Source organism: Komagataeibacter oboediens, from assembly GCF_003207815.1.
GTDB classification, from domain to species: Bacteria; Pseudomonadota; Alphaproteobacteria; order Acetobacterales; family Acetobacteraceae; genus Komagataeibacter; species Komagataeibacter oboediens.
The window spans coordinates 1-20,225 of sequence record NZ_NKTX01000038.1 but is presented as its reverse complement, the minus strand read 5'-3'; the positions used below and the strand labels follow the sequence as shown (position 1 = coordinate 20,225).

The window sequence follows — 20,225 nt, the reverse complement described above, 5'->3', positions numbered from 1 at the left end:
CAAGGCACGGGAAAGTCGGTCGCCGCCAGGTCTTCCAGTCACCCCTCACCACCGCGGGGTGGAGCAGCCCGGTAGCTCGTCAGGCTCATAACCTGAAGGCCGCAGGTTCAAATCCTGCCCCCGCAACCAGACTTAATACACTGAATATGATACAAAAACGCCGCCCCCAGAGGCGGCTTTTTTGTGTCCAGGACAAGGTCTGGCCAACAGACAAAAAGGCGGTGCCATGCACCGCCTGATCCGGTCAGATCAACCCGTAACGGTCCAGAAGATCGTCGATTTCCGTCCCAACGCTCAGATGATGAACAAGGCCTGACCCGGGAATCTTCTTGCCATCCCGCAGTTCTGCTGCGGCCTGCAACAGCATCCGGATATCATAAACACTGCCAAATACTTCCGGCACGGCACGGTCAATGTCGAGCAGGGTATAGACGGCTTCCATTGCAGTGCGGACAGAGTATTCCGTTGTAAACACAGTATCGCGCGGTGTTTCGGCAAACTGACCGAGAAAGGCCAGGTTGACGCTGCCATCGGGAACCACCTTCGGACGATCGCCTGCCGAACGCGGCATGAACTGTGCTGTGATGAACGGCATCATGCATGGATGGGTAATGGCGCCCGTGGCCGCCATGTCATCGATCTGGTCTTCGGGCACGCCCATGTGGAACAGCCATTCGCGGGTTATTTCCTCGCCCGTGCAGTCCTGCATCGGTTTTTTCACGTAATTACCCGGTACATCACTGAACAGGCCGTACAGCCACGCCACCATCTGCCCTTCCGGCTGGTTTTTGAAATGGGGCTGGCGACTGACAACCCAGCTCATCAACCATGCGGAGTCCTGAATGGTGATGGGACCACCCGTTACGGTGCGGCCCGAAAACGGGTCACGTCCCGTAACCTTATGCACAAGCTCGGGAATTCGCGCATCCAGCGTCGTGACGGTGGCGGATTCCCACCGCGATTTCGTCGTGTCGCCACAGAATACATCCGGTCGCCCGAAGGCAGGATCCTGCGCTGCGATATTACGCCACAGCTGCCAGATATTCCCTTCGGAAATGGTGGTGTCCACCGGGGCAGGCGCATGGTGATTGCCCCAGCGGGAATTTTCAACCATGGACCCATTCGTGACAAAGACCAGGTCATTCGCAGGGATGTTGATGCCGCCCGGCTGTTCGTTTTCCAGCCAGTCGATATGGCTTGCGACTTTCTTCCCACCGGTTGTATCCACCCGCACATTGGTCACCTGTATGCCATGGCGGAACATGACGCCCTGTTCAGCCAGCCATGTCGCCAGTGGCCTGCTTAACGATTCCTGCTGGTTGAATCGGGTGAACTTCAGGGTGTGCAGATCTTTCAGGCCAAGGATCTGATGCACGAAGCGGGCAAGATACCGCTTCATCTCGATTGCGCTGTGCCATGTTTCAAAGGCGAACATTGACCGCCAGAACAGCCAGAAATTTGATTTCATGAAATCGGCGGACAGCACGTCACGGATTGCCTTTCCGTCGAGCTTTTTTTCATCTGTCAGAATAAGGGAAATGATTTCCCGCCGTGCCTTGCCGGTCAGCTTCAGGCTGTCACGATCCGGCAGGGGCTGGCCACGTCCGCACATTGCCCGGACCGGGCTGCTGGACGGATCAATCCGGTTGAGGCGATAGAATTCATCCAGTACCGAAGCATCCTGCACTTCCAGCGACGGAATGGAACGGTACAGATCCCACAGGCATTGAAACTGTTCCTCCATTTCCCGTCCGCCCCGGATCAGCCACCCGGTTTCGGCATTGCCTGCTCCATCCAGCGCGCCACCATCGGCATCAGATGCATCAAGGATCGTGATGTGGGACGGCGTCATCCGTGCATCGCGGATCAGGAAGGCTGCGGCTGCCATGCCGCCCAGACCGCTGCCAATAATCCAGGCGGAACGGCCCTCGATCCCGGCCGGCTTTTCAGGGCGCACGAAGGCTTCGAAGTTGCTGTGGGCATATCTCATGGATTTTCTTCTTTTTTGGGGGGCCGTGCATGGGCCCGCCCGGTTATGCCAGATTAAAAAGTCCGCTGAAGATAGCGAGCTTATTTGGCAGTACCGTCGTTGATATGTGTCAATTTCATGAGATCGACAGGGCAGGGATGCACAGAATGCCGCATGCCCTCCGGTCAGGCATGAAGCCTGTTTCGGGCAATGGAATCTGGTCTGTCAGGACCGTCGCAGGTTCCGGTTATGGGGCCCGGCTTCAGGCACGGCACGACCACCCGGCAGGAACCGTTTTATGCAAGGTCGAAGGCAGCCCGGTCCATCCGCGACTGTAGCGCACGGTCTGGCTGCATGGCGGTACGATTGTTCCTGACGGTAGCGATCAGGTCGTAATCCTGATGATATATCTGCCGGATGCGTGCAATCTGGTCTGCACTGGGTGTTTCGTCATTCTGCCCTTCGCCTGCATTGGCATGACCAATGGGGGTCGGGGTATAATGGCGGATGAAATCCTGTATGCGGGCCATGTCGTCAAGCATGAACAGGCGATCAACCCCGATGTGCCCATGCGTATCGGTCAGATACCATGTCTGTGGCCGAAAAATATGGTCTATGCTGTAAGGCGAACGGGCATGGGTGATGTGGTCCAATGCGTCGTCAATGCCGCCAAATGCCATATATGTTGCGCGAAATCCATGCGCGACATGGCGTGAGGAACTTCCCCCTGCACGCGCATAACGATAGGCGGACATGAACCGCTGAACCGGGTCGCGCAGGATGGCAAAGGACGGGAAGTCCGTCAGGTCATGCATGCGGCGCTGGAAATACCGGATGGTTTCGTGGCCGACATTCATGCCGTACAGGGCATGCGTGATGGATGTTCCGGCATTCTTGGGAATATGGATGAACAGAACCCCACGTTCACGCACCCTATCGGCGCGTTTAAGGCGCTTGGGTCCGGGCGGATAGGGAATGTGGAGCGATGCCAGGCGTTCATGCACGTCACTGGACATTTTGACCCGCAATATCGGTTGCAACAGCGTTTGCATGGACGTGTCCGTTCCACATTTGGGTGACTGCGACCCTGCGGGCCCAAGTCGATCATTATTGCGACTGGATACGTACGGTGTATTAATAAACGAAACGAAATGAAACAGGACAGGCATGCCGCCTGTATCCGCAGTGCGTGGGGTAGCCTGTATGTTCATGACAGGGCGCGTCAGAAACTGCCTGCACGGCCTGTATGGAAAACATCAGGAAATCATAAGACGTTTTTCAAAAAGCCTTAGGAAACACCGACTTTTTTGAAACAAGGTAGCGCCAGTAAACAGTCATTCTTTTTTCGTCACCTATGGTTCCAGATGGCTGGAATATCTGGAAACGCCCCGGTTTGGGGAGTATCGGTATCTGCATGCGCGCCGTATGGATGAATTTTACGTCTTTTCTGAGACATGAATACAAATAGTATAATAAACAATATGGATTATTTTCAAATAATATTCTGTATTTTATATTTCCTCTATTTCTGTCTGGATAATGTTATGAAAAATGGCACCGTGTCATTCTTCTGATCCGTTTCATCTGGCTTGTGTGCGGTGCGGATAGATGTCGAAATGAAGTTAAGAGAAAATATAAATATGATGCATAAAATTATTTAATTATTAAGGCATAAATCCCGTTTATTGTTTCGTGTCTTGAAGTAATTAAACACGTATATACAGTCGGATTGTATTATTTATCAGCATCCGCGCAATAATCATGCCCGATGGCGGTCGGTGCATCATGTAGTCCTGCACAGCGACCCGTCCGCGATGGCGAATATCGAGGAAGTTCTGGTGTATGGCACGCAGGGGGAAGGTGCTCCCTGTAACCGTTTCTTGTTCCCGCCCTGAGCGGGTGACCTGTGTGCATGCACGGCACCGGGCGATGTCATGCATGTTATTACCTGCGTCAGGCGTGGGGATGCAGGGTCTGTTCCGGTTTCGCCACCACGGCGTGGGTGGCGCTGGTCAGTGGGTGCGGTACGACTTCACGGGGTTTTTTCGTCTGTCGGCGGACATAATATTCCGCCAGCCCCACCAGCGCGAAACCGATAAAGGCGAAGCACGATGACAGGACCGGCAGTCCGCCATAGGACCAGTGGGTATCCACGATATGACTGCCCGCCCACGCGCCGATTGCATTGCCGAAATTGAAGGAACTCTGGTTCATGACGGCAGCGATGTTGGGCGCCGACCCCGCACAGGCGACCACATAGGTCTGCAGCGGGGCCATGGGCGCATAAATGAATACCCCCCACAGGAACAGTAGCACCAGGCAGACCCATGGATGTAGGCTGCCGGGCACAAGAAGGATCTGCACCATCGCCACGGCGGCCATAAGCCCGGCGCACGATGGCAGCATTTTCCAGTCCGCCAGTCGCCCGCCCAGCAGGTTGCCCAAGCATAGCCCTCCCCCGATCATGAGCAGGATGCCGTCAATCGCATGCGTACTGAACCCCGAACGGGTCTGCAGGAAGGGGGTGATATAGGTAAACAGGGTAAACATGCTGGAAGACGTGCACATCGACACCAGCATCATGGTCACGACCAGTGGGTGCAGCATGGCTTTGAACTGTGCCGATAGCGGAATGACGGGCCCACTGGCCCGGTCCTGCGGAATCCACAGCCACATGGTGGTCCATGCCAGCACGCCAACCGCACAGATCAGCCAGAACGCCATGCGCCAGGATGTCATCTGCGCCACGACAGTGCCCATCGGCACGCCAAGGATCATGGCCAGTGTCAGCCCGATATAGACAAGGGACAGCGCTTCCGCCCGCTTGGCAGGGGGCACGACCTGTGCTGCCATGATCGACGCCGCGCCATAGAACGTCCCGTGTGAAAACGATGTCAGCACACGTGCCAGCATGAGGCTGACGTAACCCGGCGCCATGGCGCTGCATGCATTGCCCGCGATGAAGATCGCCATTGTCAGCAGCAGCGTTGCGCGGCGTGACAGGCTGTTGGTCAGGATCGCCACAAGCGGGGAGGCAATGGTCACACCGATGGCATAGCCCGATACCAGCAGCCCCGCCTGTGCGATGGTGACATGCAGGCCGCTGGACAGCTGTGGCAGCAGCCCCATGACAATGGTTTCCGTCGTGCCAAGGCCAAACGCCCCGATAGCAAGGGCCAGCAACGCAACAGGCAAGATACGCGTCCTCAGTTTACGGTAGCGGCCCATGCCGCCACGCCGGAAGAAGGGGTGGACGCGTTGTGAAATGAATGCGTCCCTTCCCATCCGTCACCGCACGTCATGGCGGCCTGTCTGCCCGGAGGGGAAAGGGCGGCTGTACCAGATTTCACCGGCCTTGACCGTAGGGAAATGCAGGTGATTTTGAAATATATTTTATGCAGGGACCTGATGTGTATGCAGAAACGCAAACTTAATACATATCTCTTATTTGGCGTTTTCTGCCCGTATCGCCGGATCCATATCGGGCGGGGTCAGGCATGTTGCCCCGCCGCAGGCTGACAAGGGGCGCCACCGGTTGCGGTGCCGGACAGCTTCGCCTGTCCCATGAACGGATCAGGACGCGTACGATCCGGCGCAACGCGTCACGGTCGGCCATCAGGCGTCGGGCCTCGCTGTGTCGCACGGGGTCGTTCTGCCCGAACAGGGTGGTTTCATATCCCATCTGCCGCCCCATCTCGACATCGGGTAACGAGGACAGGGGGGCGTAGGATACGGACAGGCTGATCTGCTGGCTGGTCGTGCGGGCGGCAGTGGTTTCAAGGCCCATGGTCGGGGCGGTTGTCAGCGCACCGACCGTAAACTGGCCGCTACGGGTAAAACTGCCGGCAAGCTGCAGCGTCACATCGCCCGTTATGGTGCCCATTACGGGGTCTGCCGCCTGTTGTGCGCATTGCGCGGCCCGTACCGCCTGGTCAAGATGGCCGCCTTGCTGCGCGTTCCAGTCGGCGGCGTGTGAAACCGATACCACACCCGCCTGCGCCAGTGTGGACTGTATGCCTGCCATGGCGGCGGGGATGGTGGTCTGTCCGGCACGGCCATGCGCGCAGGCGGACAGGCATGCGGCGGCAGCCAGCATGGATGGGAGGGGTCGCATGGTTGTCCTGTCATCGGGAAAATAAAAGTTTCCGGGTGTCGCCTTTTTCAAAAAGCCGACGTTCAGGACGTGCCCGCCAGGTAGGCTTCGTTACTGGCGATAAGGGCGTCCCAGTCCTGTCCCGTTGGGGCGTGTATTCCGCCGGGCAGCAACTGCCGCCATGCCAGGCCATGCGCTTCCATTATGCGTGAGCGCAGCCACCGCCATGTCGCCTTCTGCATGCCGCCCCATGTCAGCAGCGTGACAAGGTCGGCATCCGCCGTGCCGGCATAATCCCATAACAGCAGACAGTGGCCACCCGCGCTGCCCGGTGAGGGGTCACCGTGGCTGGCGGGGGTGATGGTGTCCCATACGGGGGCAAGGCTGCCGTTGCCATCTTCCCACATATCCGACATGGCAAGCCGTACTCCGAGATAGGCAGCGGACAGTCCAGCCGTGATGTTGCGGATCCCGTTCAGATCTCCGCTTTCCACGCTTCCCCATAACGGGAACAGCGTCTGGTCGGTCAGGCCGTAGCCGGACCGCAGGGCGGTGGTAAGGACATCGACTTCGGCGCCACCCTGATCCGTCAGGGGATTGCCCGGGATGTATCCGGTGGATGATGCGTAAAAGCGTACCGCATCGCCCGTCGTGACGGTAATCTGGTAGCCCCCCAGTGCTGCCGTGGCACGGATATGGTTGCCGATTCCCGCTGCCGTACAGTTGCCCAGCACGTCGTTGCCCAGCATGCGGGGCGCGGGATCAATCCGCGCACGGTCCAGACGGGGCGGGGCCCTGCGGGCCATGAAGGCACGCATGCCCGACAGTACTGGCTGTGGTCCCTGCAGTCGGGCAGGATGGCAGCCGAGTTTGCGCAGCGTCATTGCATGTATCCGAATCTGACTGGGTGGGTTGTTGAATGTAATTAATGGAAATATTTATATTATTTTTCACTTTAACTTAAAAAATAAATAAATGTTTCTGGGTGTGAAAATTATTATTTCGAACGTGCGCAGGTTGTTTCCTGTATGTCGATGGATTTTTATTATCAAATACTGTGACGAATATATGCGCTGCGCATGCAGGCAGCAAAAGAAAACACGCCGCCCATCTGAACGGCTGGCAGGACTGCATGCAGGTCGTTAGGGGTGGGGGGGCGTGACTGCCTGTAAATAATTGTAAGGACAGGACGGGCGGGCAGGCCGTGCCTCTGGGTGGAAAAAGGGGAACAAAACCATGCAGATACGGCTGGAAATCAGGTTTCCTGCGCAGGGATATGCCCAACATTTCCGTTAAAAAAGAGGAAAATCCGCCAACTTGCCTGATTGACAGGAAAGCATGTTATTTTTAAGGCAATATTATCGTTTTATGCCCAATACCTGAATTGTATTGCGTCGTATTTCAGAAAAAGGTTTTCTGGACCATGTCACTTGAGAGCATTGGCCTGCCCCGTACGGGCCCGCAGCCTGATGGCCACCGCACCAGTGAGGTGGCAGGGCATCACCGTACGCCGGTCCGTGGCATTCTGTTCGGCCTTCTGTTCAGCGTGCCATTATGGGCGCTGATCTTCTGCCTGTTCCGCTGACGTGGCTGTCCATACGGATACGGAAGTGCTCTGACCTCCGGTCATTCATCGGAACCGGCTGGAAAACCTGCACACCTCAAAAAAATTTCTGGTGAAGCTTTTTTCAGAACGTTTTCGGACAACGTTGCCTTTTCAAAAAAGGCAACGCATTGAAATATTTATATTTCAATCAATGGGATGCATCCAGCAGCCTGTAAGGAAAACCGGGCGGTAGGGTAAGCCTGCACCGGAGCAGGAAACGGGATTTCCGTCATTATGTTTGTTTCGTATGTGCGAAACAGGCATGATGAAGGCCACGACATCCGCGTCAGATCCCACTTTAGACCTATGCCGTCCCCACTTCTGGAGCAACATACCCGCATGACAGTTGAGAACCACCGCAGCAACCGTCCTTTTCATTCCCTTCTGTCGCGTGTTGGAGGGGTCTGTATTGTCCTGTTGCCTGTCAGTGGTCTTGCGGGATGCGGTTATACGGATTCTCGCACCGCGCACCGCGCGCAGCTGGCCATGATCGGCATGAACAGCACGGATGTGCAGTCCTGCGTGGGGATTCCCGACAAGATCAAGAAAATAGACGACCATGTGCAGATTTTTGAATATTCGCGAACGCTGAATATTCCATCAACGAATGATTCAACATTCGTGCCGCTGCAGACACTGGTCAACCTGACGGAAACAACCGTAGGCGGTGCGGGAAAGACCTGTATCGCGGATATCCGTATCGAGGACGACAAGGTCGTGGACCTGCATTATAGCGGCGATGATGATGAGATCATCGGGTCCGACGGGGTCTGTTCAATCGTGACACGCGGGTGTGTGCGTAAACCGGTCGAATCAATGCGCAAGGTCAAACGTGGTCCGCTGGGACCCATTTCCGCGTTCCATCCACCCAGAACGCCCGCCGTGCCCGAAGAGCCCGCGTCGACCGCAATGCCTGTGACAACCGCCACGGTCAAAACGGTCTCGGCGGAGGGGAAATAACCTGTACCCCATCCCGCCACATGGTCATGGGGCAGGATGGGTCAGGCAGAAGACTGTTTAGAAAACAATAAAAGTTTCCGGGTGTCGGCTTTTTTCAAAAAGGCACCGTATCAGGAAACATTCTGCAAAAAGCTTCACCAAAAACGTTTTACGATCGTGCGATGTTGTCCAGATGGTCTTCAGGACGTTTATTCGGCCGACTTGCGACCAAAGACGTAGCTGACCACGGATGCTGCTGCCAGAATCAGGAATCCGAACACCTTGCAGTACGTCGGGATCCTGTTTTCATGCAGACGCACTTCACCCTTCAGGCCAGACAGGTGGTCCGAAATCTGCTTGTGCAGTTCGGATTTGTGCTGGTGCAGGGATTTTTCAAAATGCTTCGTGATTTCCTGAATGTCTTCAGGGCTGAGCTTACGAAGGTTTTCAGCGGTACTCATGATCCGGTTTCTCCTGTTCGCATTCAGTGCAGGCTGCCCGTACAATGGATCGGGCTCTTGTCCTGAATGTCGGTACAGGGCTGCGGGTTTTCAAGGGTTGATGATATATCCTGCCTATTCACAGAACGGGGCCAACCATGGCCAGTACGTTGTTCCATAATATGCGGTATCTGGGCCAGTTCATGACCATATCCAGCGTGATGGGGGTGGCGGCATTGGTATAGGTCTGCTGGCGTGCGTGGATGTCCGCGGTGAAAGCGGGGTCTACGAACAGGATGTTGTTTTCGAAATTGAGGTCAAAGCTGCGCCGGTCCAGGTTGGCTGACCCGATCATGGTCATCTTTCCATCAACCGTCAGGGCCTTGGTATGCAGCAGGCCGTGCGGGTATTCATACAGCTTCACGCCCGCTTCCAGCAGTTCACGGTAATAGCTGCGGCTGGCACCTGCGACGATCCATGAATCATTGCGTGTCGGCACCGTCAGCGTCGTGTTAACGCCGCGCCGGGCTGCGGCGCACAGGGCGGCCTGTATGGGTTCATCCGGCACGTAATAGGGCGTTGTCACCGTCAGCTCCCGCGCCGCCGCGTTCATCAGCGATACGAACACCTCCGGCATCGCGGCATAGCGTACGGCCGCACTTGTTCCGATTACCTGCGCCACGAAGCCCCTGCCCGCCGGAATGTCCGCCGTGGTCAGCAGGCTGGTCAGGTCCTCGCCGGTGTGGCCGAACCAGTCGGTTGCGAACAGGTGCTGGTTCTGCAGCACCACGGGACCTTCAAAGCGTGTGACAAGATCGACCCATGGCGCAAAGCGCGGCTTGACCCGGAATGCCGCGTCGGCGCAGTTCTGGCTGCCGCAATAGGTCACGCGGCTGTCTATGACGACAATCTTGCGGTGGTTGCGCATGTCAAACCGCCCGCGAAAGGGGCGTTGCAGCAGGTTGCCGATGGGCAGGGCGCGTACAAGCCGCACGCCCGCTTCGTGCATGTCCCGCCAGTGGCGGCTGTGGATCAGGCGCCGCGATCCCAGGTCGTCCGCCATGACGCGGCATGTAACACCGCGTGCCGCCGCGCGTTTCAGGGCCTCGACCACTTTCATGCCGTTATTGTCGGACAGCCAGATATAGAAGCTGATATGCACGTGTTCCCGCGCGGCGTTGATATCAGCCACCATTGCGGTAATCGCCGCATCGGAATCCGGCATGAGTGCCGCGCTGTTGCCTCCCATGGGGGGATAGCCGCTGATTGACTGCCCGACGCGGAACAGCGGGGCAAGGCGCGGGTGCAGCCCGAAGTCACGTTCGGCATCAATCAGCGCATTGCCGGTCTTGCCGGGAACGGGCAGCCGTTTGATGGCCTCCCGGATACGCTCGAGGATACGCCCGTTCAGATGGGTTTCGCCCAGCAGCAGATAGGCAATCATGCCAAGGATGGGCAGGGAACCGATAATGGCCACCCATGCCACGCGTGACGCGGGCTGCCGGTGTGGCCGGAGCAGGACGCGGATGATGAACAGGATCTGGAACGTAATGGTGGTTGCCGCACTGACCCAACCCCATTGCATGACCTGTTCCCATCCTGTTTGGAAATGACGCGCGGCAGCGGGTATCGTATCGCCTTGGTACGGTATGGACAACCGATGGCGGCCATGACTGGTGGTTGTATCTTCGTGCCGCAGGCGGGGCGGGATATGCGGAAGACTGTGTCGCGTGTCAGTTGCCGGAATGTCCTGAAAACCGGAAGGCTGCCTGAAAAGTCGGCTTATGAAACATCCTGTAAATCTACTGAAAGTCTTTGGTGAAGCTTGTTGAAGAAAGCTTCAGGGGCCGTCGTCCGCCATGATCTTTTGTGCCGCCGCGATGGCGGTATGCAACTGCGCATGGATGTTGGCCGCCCCGATGACCGGGGTAATGCGATGGCGGTCCATGTCGGCGCGCAGGTAGGAACTGACACGACCGAATACCACAGTGACATGCCGTGCCCGCAGGGCCGTGAACAGGTCACGCAGGTCGCTTGCGGCGGAAAAGTCGATATCCGTGATGGGACTGGCGTCAATCACCAGGCAGCGGACGGGGACGGGCGCACTGTCAACCAGCACCTGCACGTCGTGCGCGAACCGGGTGGCGTTGGCATAGAACAGGTCGGCGCAGAAGCGATAGACAATCAGCCCCGGTGCGGTCTGCTGGCCTGCCTTCACGTCATAGGGTTCCAGCAGGCCCGACTGGCCGTCACGGCGCAGGATCATGGTATGCGGTTCGTAGCTGTGGCGTACGTGGCGGAACAGCGACAGGGCGATGGCCAGGAATATGCCCTGTTCCACCCCGATCCCCACGACGGCGGCGGCCGTAACCAGCGCCAGTCCGAACTCGCCGGGGCTTTCACGCCGGATCGCCTGCATCGCCCGTGCATCGATCATGCCCAGCGCCACGGTAAAGACGATGGACGCCAGAACGCAGCGCGGCAGGTACTGCAGCGGCGCGGTCAGGAACACCAGCACCAGCATCGTAACGGTGGCGAATGTCAGTTGCGCAAGCTGGCTGCGCGCGCCCGCGCGTACCGCCATTGCCGTCTGGGTCGGGCTGCCATTGACGGTGAATGTCCCGCTCAGCCCCGCAACCGCATTGGCGGCGCACAGGCCCAGAATGTCCGCATTGTCATCCACCGGGTCATGGAAGCGCAGGGCAAAGGCGCGTGATGTCGCCGCACTCTGCGCAATGATGACAAAAACGCACGATGTCGTGGCAGGCAGCAGCGCCAGCATGTCATTCCATGACACGTCGGGTATGGACAGGCGGGGCAGGCCACCCGCGATCGGGCCAATGGTCTCGATCCCGAACCGTGACAGGCCGATGCCCATGCTGGCCACGATCGTGCCCACCACGATCACCAGCGCCAGTGGTGCGCGCGGGGCCAGCCTGTCCCCGATCATGATCGCCGCCACGATGCAGGCGGATAGCAGCAGGGTGGGAACATTTACATGCGAAAGCCGTGTTATGGTCTGGAACAGCTGCAGCATCGGGTTATGCGCCGTGGTGGCAATGCCCAGCATGTCGCGCGTCATGGCCAGCGCGACCTGCACGCCCACCCCGGCCAGAAAGCCCACCAGCACGGTGCGGGAAAGGAAATCCGCCAGGAACCCGAGGCGGAACAGGCGCGCGACCAGCAGGAAACCCGCGCTGAGCAGGGCGACCATGCTGACCAGCGCCATGTAATGCGGGCTGCCCGGCGGGGCCATGCGGCTCACCGCGCTGGAGAAAATGGCGGCGGTGGCGGAATCGGCTGCAACAACCAGATGTTTCGAGGCCCCGAAACAGGCGAACGCCACCAGCGGCAGCAGCACCGTGTACAGCCCCGTAACCGCCGGCATGGACGCAATGCGGGTATAGCCCAGCACCTGCGGAATATTCATGGATGCAAGCGACAGCCCGGCCATGACATCGCGCAGCCGGGCACGCCACCCGCTGCCCGCATGTGACCCGCTGGCCGTTTTGCCTGATTCCGATCCGCCTGTTCCGGTCCGCATGACCCATACCGTCCATTACCCACACGGCCGGACTGGCATTGGGCCAGTCTTCATGACGGCATGTGGTCAGTAATGCTGGTCATATCCGGAAAGATTGCAGACCTTGCAAGGTCCATCGCCCTGTGACCTGCCATGCCGCCCTTTCCCTGGCCGGAGCATGTGTTACTGCAGATGTTCGGTTTCGGCATCCATATCGTGGACCAGTGCCTGCGCCAGCGCCTGATGGGTTTCGATCAGCCTGACATTATCCTTATCAAGCTGTGGCGTGTCCTTTGTCTTTCTGGGGGGCGCCTGAATCATGGTATTCGTCATTTCAAAGGCGGTCAGGCTCATGACGAAATCCTCTGCTGACATGCCATGCTGCTGCAGGATCGGCTGAAGCTGCGGCATGGCCTGCGTACGCCGGATGGTGGTGGTCAATGTCATGTTGGCGGTCTGGGTGGGGGGGATGATGCCAGCGCGCCTGATCTGCCGGACCAGGGGCAGCATGCGGGCGAAGAAGTCCTTGGGCAGTTTGTACTGCGCCACCTTGTGGATGTCCTGCTGGATCGCTTCATGCACGGCACGCTGGATTTCCGCGCGCTGTTCATCGGTGGGACCATGGTGTTCTTCCGCCTGCTGCGCATGGGCCGGGCGCAGGGGGCAGGCCAGGTCGATAAAACCAAGCGCACAGGCACTGGCCACAAGCATGCCCCGCAGGGGAAAGGGTGTCATCGGTCGCTCCATTTGCCCCGTCCGGGTCGGGAATCGCAGGAATCAGCATGGCTGACGGTACATTCATGCCGATTTTGCGGGACGGGCCCATTCAGTCAATATGGATGAAGAAGCGCGAAGGGAACCGTTCAGCCGGGCAATGGCGATTTTATGCCGCCGGCATGTCGTCTCTCCTGATCCATGAAAAGGCTTGTGCCGGGTAACGTCACCGAACCTGCCCCGCCGTGATAATGGAGCGTCGTGGATGGGCCAGCGTATCGAAAAGCGAAAGCGTATGGTTCCCTGGTGTCAGGGCACCTCGGGAACGTCCCGGCGCCATGCTCCGTGCGCCATACGGTGTTCAGTGAATCACCTGTTCCATAAAAAGGGAATCCTGCATGTCGATCAATGCGGGTGGTCCTGTTTCATACCCTGTCCGTGGCCTGTATGGATGCTGACAGGCAGCATGGTTTAAAGCCCCCTGAAAAGCCGGTTCCCGTTTCGCGACCGGAAGTAAGGGTTGGGGCGGCTTAACAACGAACCCCAGGCTGTGGCACGGTGGGCTACGAGACGGTTGGCACGCCGTCATAACCGGTTTCACGAACACGGAGAGTATTCATGACCCAGGCGTCTGTTACGGAAACCACCACGATCCGGGGGCTGAAACACCCTGTCTCGCGCATTGCACTTGGCACATGGGCCATTGGCGGATGGATGTGGGGTGGCCCGGATGACCGCAACGCCATTGCCACCATACAGGAAGCCGTCGAACTGGGCATAACGCTGGTTGATACGGCCCCCGTCTATGGTTTTGGCCATTCGGAGGAAATCGTGGGGCAGGCCCTTGCCGGACGGCGGGACAAGGTGGCGATCGCGACCAAGGTCGGGCTGGACTGGACGGACGACCACAAGCCGTTCCGCAATACCTCGCCTGCGCGTATCCGCAAGGAAATCGAGGATTCCCTGCGCCGCCTGCGCACGGATTACATCGATCTGTATCAGGTCCACTGGCCTGATTCTGCCGTGCCGATGGAGGAGACCGCCCGCACGCTGGAAGAGCTGGTGAAGGAAGGCAAGGTACTGGCGCTTGGTGTCAGTAACTTCACCATTGCGGAAATGGATGCCTTCCGTGCGGTCGCTCCGCTGGCTGCGGTGCAGCCACCGTACAACCTGTTCGAGCGTGGGATGGAGCATGACATCCTGCCCTATGCGCGCCAGCATGACCTGACCATCCTTGCTTATGGTCCGCTCTGCCGTGGCCTGCTGTCGGGCAAGATGACGGCGCAGACCGAATTCGGTCCCGATGACCTGCGCAGCGCCGACCCGAAGTTCCAGTCTCCCCGTTTTGCCCAGTATCTGGAAGCCGTGCGCCAGTTGCAGGAATTCGCGCGTGAGAAACATGGCAAGTCGCTTCTGGCGCTGGCCATCCGCTGGGTGCTGGATCAGGGGCCAACCATTGCCCTGTGGGGCGCGCGTCGCCCGGACCAGATCGCAGCGGTCGCCGATGCAGTCGGCTGGCACCTGAGTGCTGATGACCTGCGAGAGATTGATACGATCCTCAGCACCTGCATCAAGGACCCGGTCGGGCCGGAATTCATGGCGCCTCCGGGCCGCTGACGGTTGGGCGCCCCCGTTCCATGGTCGGTCTGCATACGCTCCCTGCGGAGGTGAGTACGCCGGCACGCCGACCGGAACGGGTGGGCCGCATCGCCTGCCGGGCCGCCTGTCATTCAGGGGTGGTTTTTTTTCGCAAGGCTCCACCCAAGCGGCAGGACAACTGTCCAGATGGTGCCGGATGTGTCTGCATGTTTCCGCAATGATCTGCCCCATTGCGGATTCAGTTATAGGGCCAGAAGGCGGACATGCTGGCCCGAACCGGGGTAAAGAACAGAAATTTCAGGGGATAATGGCGGACTCGAAATCCGCCTAACCTACGTCCCAGAGTGTTTCAGGGCGTACCAAAAACATGAGTTTTCCTAAGTATTTTCTGGCGTGAGTGTCCCAGAGCGTCCCAGAATGACCCACACAATCCCCGATTCTAAGGGGGGTAATAAGAGGGGTAAAACGGATTGAGCAGACTCGGACCCAATCAACTGACGGCCCTTCAGGTGTCACGTCACAGGGATGGCAGCATATGCGACGGTGGTGGGCTGTGGCTGGTGGTGACTGGTGGATCGCGCCTGTGGGAGATGCGCTATACGTCGCCATCAACCGGCAAGCGCAGGCAGATGAGCCTTGGCAGCTATCCCGGTCTTTCGTTGGCCGGTGCGCGTGACAGGGCTGTGGACCTCCGCCGCATGATTAAGGAAGGCACTGATCCCCTGGTGGAGCGGGCAAAGGAAAAAGCCGCTCGGAAGATGGAACAGGGTGCCACCTTTGCGGAGGTGGCGCAGGCATACATCACCGAACAGGCCCCAGCGTGGAAGGACCACAAGGCTGCCGCCACATGGACCGGATCGCTTGCCAACCATGTTTTCCCTGTCTTTGGGGACAAGCCTATCAAAGACGTTGATACCGATGCCGTGCTGTCTGCCCTCCGCCCTATCTGGACAGACAGGACAGAGACAGCCGGACGACTCAGGGGGCGCGTGGAGCGTATCCTTGATTATGCCCGTGTGCGTGGCTGGCGGGAGGGCGAGAACCCGGCCCGATGGAAAGGGCACCTGTCTGCATTGCTTCCGGCTCCCTCCAAGGTGGCGAAGGTCCAGCATCACAAGGCTATCCCGTGGAAGGACATTGCATCGGTCATGGCGGCCCTGAGCATGTCTGACGGACTGGCAGCCAAGGCTGTCCGCTTTGCCTGCCTGACAGCGGCGCGGTCTGGTGAGGTCCGGTCCTGCCTGTGGTCTGAAATTGATATGACCACCCGTGTGTGGACGATACCGGCGGAGAGGATGAAGGCAGGGCGGTTGCACCGTGTTCCTCTGTCCATGCCTGCCACGGATATTCTGGACGACCTGTGCCAGCCGACAAATGGCGCTGGCTTTGTCTTTCCCGGATACAGGCCATCACGCCCCCTGACTGACGTGGCGCTGTCCAAGGCTTTGCATCTTGCAGCCGGGACCAAGGACGTGACCGTGCATGGCCTGCGGTCCACGTTCCGGGACTGGGCTGCGGAAGCAACCGATTATCCGAATGAGGTTGTGGAGATGGCCCTTGCCCATGCGGTCGGCAACAAGGTGGAGGCGGCTTACCGGCGGGGCGACCTGTTTGAGAAGCGTCGTGCCCTGATGGATGAATGGGCTGCTTATTGCTGCGGGTTACACAGGAACCGGCCATGACAGGGTGGATTACACCTGCGCTGTCCGTTCGGTGTCTATGTTTTTGGATGTAACTGATGTAACCGTGTAACCACGTCAATAATCGTCAGAAAACAGCCATTATAATGCGTGTGATTTGGTTACATCTGGTGGGAATGGAGGTGTAATCCGTGTAACTGACAGCGGATTGGGATGCTGATAACAGCGTGCTTGAGCGGTGGCCCTCCTGTTTTTACAGGGCGGGTACAGAGGCCCCCCCACCCCTTAACACGTCCGGTCGATGTGTTATCAAAACCCAACGCCTTTAACATGTCCCCCGGCGTCCTGTTCAACTTGTACACCCTCCGCCCATCCTGTAATGTTCAATTTGAACAGGGCGAGGGCAGGCAATGGCGCAATCCGGTATCAATCTTGAGCGTCTGGCGAAGGTCTGGGCACTGGCGGAGGGCGGTAAAGAAGGCGAGACAGACGCCGCCCGGACCCGCGCCGCCGCAATGATCGAGCCGTATGGCTATGTGCTGGATGACATTCCGGGCCTGCTGGCGGATGGCGGGTTCGGTGATGACCTGCCCCAGCCGGGACCGGGGGGTCTCAGGTTCTATGACATGGGCAACCCAGCTCATATGCGGGCTTACCAGCGGGAGCATGATGCCAAGCAGCGGCGCTGGATGCGCGACAACGCAGACCGGATTGCGGAGGTGATTGCCCGCTATGGGTCAGAGGAAGCCGTGTTCGCACCCACGGCGGAAGAAAAGGCCATGGATGCGGCTATCGAGCCATTCCGCGAGGTTCACCCAGGCGACCAGTCGGATACGTTTGACGGTTCGCATTTCAGCCCCTCCGAACGGATGGTTGAGGCAATGGGCCGCGTGATCCCGTGGCCTGATACCATCCTGGCGGCTCTGGCTGAATATGAGGCGTGGGACAGGCTATGTGATGACCGCAACGTGGCGGACGGGAACAACCAATATGATTACCTGAGCAACGGCGCTGACAAACGGCGGTGGCACCTGTGCGACATGGTGGAGAAGCTCATCCCGGCCCGTGACCTGTCCGACGTGATTGTGCGCCTGCGCTTCCAGTTGGACGGACAGGGGAGCCGCGATAGCCCCCAGGCCGTTCTTGATGACCTTGAGCGGCTACAGGCGGCGGGCTTTGGAGCATCGGGAACACGGGAGTCTCCCGGTTTATCACCCGCTGCCGATATCCCCGGCAATGAGAGCGATAAGGTGGGAAATCTCCATGTTTGTGCCGGTCAAAATCTGGACACCCCCCCTCCGTTCAAATTGAACACGGCAGGACAGCGCCGGGCGGAGGTGAAGCGGATACTTGCCACCCAGGAGGGCAGAAGCATGTCCTTACGTGAGATTGCCGCCCGTGCGGGTGTTTCCCCTTCGACCGTGCTGAACATTAGGCGGCGTATGGCAGCATGACGGAGGTATGTTCAGATTGAACAGGGGTAGGGACCGCTTACTGTGCGGACCCTTTGGTTTATCTCTGCGGCCCAAACCGTACGCGAGTTACACAGGTGTGACCGTTACAAATGGGACAGACCCTACGCGCGATGCGCGCGAGGCGACTGACGACGAATTTCGTCGGCACAAACCGCACAAACCGCACAGGTCCAACGCGCGATGCACGCGCGCGAGACACGGATGACACACACCCTACGCGCAATGCGCACGAGGGACGGCACGACACAATGTACACAGGGTCTACGCGCGATGCGCGCGCGAGGCTACCCCATCTACTTAGGGGGTGCAGCGTCCTTGTGGCCCAATAGTCGGTCCACGGCCTTCTGATCCTTCTGGATCATCGCTAGCAAGGTGCGGGCTGCTGGATCAGGCTTCCGGCGTCCCTGCTCCCAGTCGGCCATCGCAGAAGCGGTAAAGCCATACCGCCTGGCAAATGCGGCCTGTGACATGGGGCAGTACCGGTTTTGTGGGTTCCGTGCCCCTTGCCTGATGCTGAACACGTCCACCACCTCCGGCGGTGTCCATTCGGATATGGGTTTGGTGCCTGTCATGTCGCATCATATTACGGGCTGAACCACCCCGGCAATGCCGGGATTAATGGCACAGTACGCGCGCGCACGCGAGGGAGCATGTTATTTTTGGCTGTATTCCGCCATTCCTGTGCAAAGTGCCTGTTAACAAATGTTAGCATTGAGACGTTAGGATCCGTCACTCGGAGAATACCCCGACTGGGGGCATTTACTACGCTGGCAGAGGGTATCAGGGCTCGTCTAAAGTAGACGAAAATAGACCATGGCAGAGGATCGAATGGGCCGCATATCATAGCAAGGTCGTACAGGTATCGGAGCATGACCCACTGACCGGCTTTGCTGCGAGTTGCACAATACGCGCGTGCGCGCGAGAGAGAATGTGACAGGCAGCGTTTGATTGTTTTTTCAAAGGAAATCAAATCGGCAGGTCGTTTGATTGTTTTTCAAATGATTGTTTTTCAAACGATGGCTGTTTTCTGCCGGTTTTAGCGCGATTAAATCAAAACGGCTCCCCCGCAACCTGTTCCAATGCGTCCTGGACAAGCCGGTTGAGGCTAACGCCACGGGCGGCAGCGATCTCAGCCGCACGGGCGTGCTCATCTGGCGACAGGCGGACCTGAAACTTGCCGGAGTAACGTTTCGTAGGGTCGATCCCCTTTTCCTCGCACATCTCCATAAACACGCGTAGAGAGGTCTCACCTTCCTTGCGCAATCCCTGCACGCTGTCCGCGTAGAAGTCCGCCCCACCGTGCAGGCCAAGGAACTCGCCCCGGAACATGCCGATTTCCGGGTCAAACTGGATGACGGCCCGGTGGCCGCCAATTTCCATCACGTTGTTCATGGCGTTACTCCGTTCTGCTCCAGCCATTTCCGCACCGATGCCACCGCGCCCTTGTCCGTGTCCGGCTTGGGGTGGGGCCGATGAAAGACCCTGATTTCCCCGAACAGGACCACGCCAATGCGCGATCCCTCCCGCTCCGACACCTCGGCACCAAGCGAGACGAACAGGGCTTCAATATCGCTCCATGGGACGTTGCCGGAGACGGGTCGCTTGAAGATCAGTTCCAGAGTGCGGCGGTGCTTGGCTTTCATCAATGAATGATACCGCAATATGGTATCGCTTCCAACTGAAAACCATTGAGTGCGGAGCGCGAGTAAGGCCGTGACCATAGGTAATCATCCGGCGAGAGACGCGGGCGTATTCAGGCGGCGATGGTATTGTGGACCTGCTGGTGGGCTTTCCAGTGCCAGGGCAGGAGTTCATGGAGGCGTGGATTGGGGATGTCATTGATCCGTGCCAGGACATCAGCGAGCCATGCATGGGGATCGACATCGTTCAGGCGCGCGGTGACGATCAGGGAATACATGGCGGCGGCGCGCTCTCCGCCACGATCGGACCCGGCGAACAACCAGGCTTTCCTGCCCAGGGCGATGCCGCGCAGGGCGCGTTCTGCTGCATTGTTTGAGAGGCAGATCCGGCCGTCAGTGAGGAATCGTGTGAATGTATCGGCACGTCTGAGAAAATAGTTCATGGCGTGGGCAACGGGATTTTTTGTCGACATGCGCCGGCAACACTCCCGCATCCAGTCGAACAGATCGTCGACCAGAGGGGCTATGTCTGTTTGACGGACTGCCAGCCGATGTTCTGGGGGCGTACCGTTGATGGTGCGCTCGGC

Annotated in this window: 18 protein-coding genes and 1 tRNA gene; 7 read left to right on the top strand and 12 right to left on the bottom strand. The window is 58.5% G+C overall.

Going from position 1 to position 20,225, the window contains the following annotated elements:
• The first annotated feature begins 52 nt into the window (after positions 1-52).
• Positions 53-129: transfer RNA gene (locus CFR80_RS12655), tRNA-Met, on the top strand.
• Between the two features lie 115 nt (positions 130-244).
• Here the strand turns inward: CFR80_RS12655 and CFR80_RS12650 are convergent.
• The 5 genes from CFR80_RS12650 to CFR80_RS12625 form a co-directional block, all read right to left on the bottom strand.
• Complete coding sequence (locus tag CFR80_RS12650; RefSeq protein ID WP_110507484.1) at positions 245-1,990, bottom strand: oleate hydratase; 1,746 nt, start codon at positions 1,988-1,990, stop codon at positions 245-247.
• Between the two features lie 275 nt (positions 1,991-2,265).
• Positions 2,266-3,021 (bottom strand): sulfotransferase family 2 domain-containing protein, encoded by a 756-nt coding sequence (locus tag CFR80_RS12645; RefSeq protein WP_110507483.1) that lies wholly within the window; start codon positions 3,019-3,021, stop codon positions 2,266-2,268.
• Positions 3,022-3,922: 901 nt separating this feature from the next.
• Entirely contained in the window at positions 3,923-5,164 is a 1,242-nt protein-coding gene (locus tag CFR80_RS12635; protein WP_232275886.1) for an MFS transporter, read from the bottom strand.
• A 235-nt stretch (positions 5,165-5,399) separates the two neighbouring features.
• A complete protein-coding gene (locus CFR80_RS12630) occupies positions 5,400-6,083 on the bottom strand; it encodes a hypothetical protein (protein WP_042658984.1) in 684 nt (227 codons plus the stop codon).
• A gap of 62 nt (positions 6,084-6,145) precedes the next feature.
• A complete protein-coding gene (locus CFR80_RS12625) occupies positions 6,146-6,946 on the bottom strand; it encodes a hypothetical protein (protein ID WP_010515846.1) in 801 nt (266 codons plus the stop codon).
• A gap of 539 nt (positions 6,947-7,485) precedes the next feature.
• Here CFR80_RS12625 and CFR80_RS19410 point away from each other — a divergent pair.
• Entirely contained in the window at positions 7,486-7,647 is a 162-nt protein-coding gene (locus CFR80_RS19410; protein ID WP_010515847.1) for a hypothetical protein, read from the top strand.
• 360 nt (positions 7,648-8,007) lie between these two features.
• Complete coding sequence (locus CFR80_RS12615; protein WP_052953074.1) at positions 8,008-8,628, top strand: hypothetical protein; 621 nt, start codon at positions 8,008-8,010, stop codon at positions 8,626-8,628.
• A gap of 188 nt (positions 8,629-8,816) precedes the next feature.
• On the opposite strand, the gene CFR80_RS12610 is transcribed toward CFR80_RS12615, so the two are convergent.
• The 4 genes from CFR80_RS12610 to CFR80_RS12595 all read right to left on the bottom strand — a co-directional run bounded on the left by CFR80_RS12610 (position 8,817) and on the right by CFR80_RS12595 (position 13,305).
• Positions 8,817-9,068 carry a hypothetical protein gene (locus CFR80_RS12610; RefSeq protein ID WP_010515849.1) on the bottom strand — a complete coding sequence of 84 codons (252 nt, stop codon included), beginning with the start codon at positions 9,066-9,068 and terminating at the stop codon, positions 8,817-8,819.
• Positions 9,069-9,186: 118 nt separating this feature from the next.
• A complete protein-coding gene (cls, locus tag CFR80_RS12605) occupies positions 9,187-10,632 on the bottom strand; it encodes a cardiolipin synthase (RefSeq protein ID WP_010515850.1) in 1,446 nt (481 codons plus the stop codon).
• Positions 10,633-10,887: 255 nt separating this feature from the next.
• Entirely contained in the window at positions 10,888-12,591 is a 1,704-nt protein-coding gene (locus CFR80_RS12600) for a SulP family inorganic anion transporter (protein WP_010515851.1), read from the bottom strand.
• A 162-nt stretch (positions 12,592-12,753) separates the two neighbouring features.
• Positions 12,754-13,305 carry a hypothetical protein gene (locus CFR80_RS12595; protein ID WP_010515852.1) on the bottom strand — a complete coding sequence of 184 codons (552 nt, stop codon included), beginning with the start codon at positions 13,303-13,305 and terminating at the stop codon, positions 12,754-12,756.
• A gap of 47 nt (positions 13,306-13,352) precedes the next feature.
• On the opposite strand from CFR80_RS12595, the gene CFR80_RS19405 reads away from it, so the two are divergent.
• The 4 genes from CFR80_RS19405 to CFR80_RS12580 all read left to right on the top strand — a co-directional run bounded on the left by CFR80_RS19405 (position 13,353) and on the right by CFR80_RS12580 (position 17,977).
• Positions 13,353-13,508, top strand: coding sequence for a hypothetical protein (locus CFR80_RS19405; protein ID WP_181418223.1), 156 nt, complete (start codon positions 13,353-13,355; stop codon positions 13,506-13,508).
• A 394-nt stretch (positions 13,509-13,902) separates the two neighbouring features.
• A complete protein-coding gene (locus CFR80_RS12590; protein WP_010515853.1) occupies positions 13,903-14,901 on the top strand; it encodes an aldo/keto reductase in 999 nt (332 codons plus the stop codon).
• 452 nt (positions 14,902-15,353) lie between these two features.
• The gene (locus CFR80_RS12585) at positions 15,354-16,565 is read left to right on the top strand and encodes a tyrosine-type recombinase/integrase (RefSeq protein ID WP_110507481.1); all 1,212 of its coding nucleotides are present in this window, start codon (positions 15,354-15,356) and stop codon (positions 16,563-16,565) included.
• A gap of 368 nt (positions 16,566-16,933) precedes the next feature.
• Positions 16,934-17,977, top strand: a complete 1,044-nt coding sequence (locus tag CFR80_RS12580) for a helix-turn-helix domain-containing protein (RefSeq protein ID WP_110507480.1) — start codon at positions 16,934-16,936, stop codon at positions 17,975-17,977.
• A 1,071-nt stretch (positions 17,978-19,048) separates the two neighbouring features.
• Here the strand turns inward: CFR80_RS12580 and CFR80_RS12565 are convergent.
• The 3 genes from CFR80_RS12565 to CFR80_RS12555 all read right to left on the bottom strand — a co-directional run.
• Entirely contained in the window at positions 19,049-19,390 is a 342-nt protein-coding gene (locus tag CFR80_RS12565; RefSeq protein WP_019091181.1) for a type II toxin-antitoxin system HicB family antitoxin, read from the bottom strand.
• On the bottom strand, positions 19,387-19,641 hold the full coding sequence (locus CFR80_RS12560) for a type II toxin-antitoxin system HicA family toxin (protein WP_019087476.1): 255 nt from the start codon (positions 19,639-19,641) through the stop codon (positions 19,387-19,389). Before CFR80_RS12560 ends, CFR80_RS12565 begins: the two co-directional genes overlap by 4 nt.
• Before the next feature lie 110 nt (positions 19,642-19,751).
• Positions 19,752-20,225 (bottom strand): IS66 family transposase (locus CFR80_RS12555; RefSeq protein ID WP_146221646.1); only part of this gene is annotated, 474 nt, incomplete at its 5' end.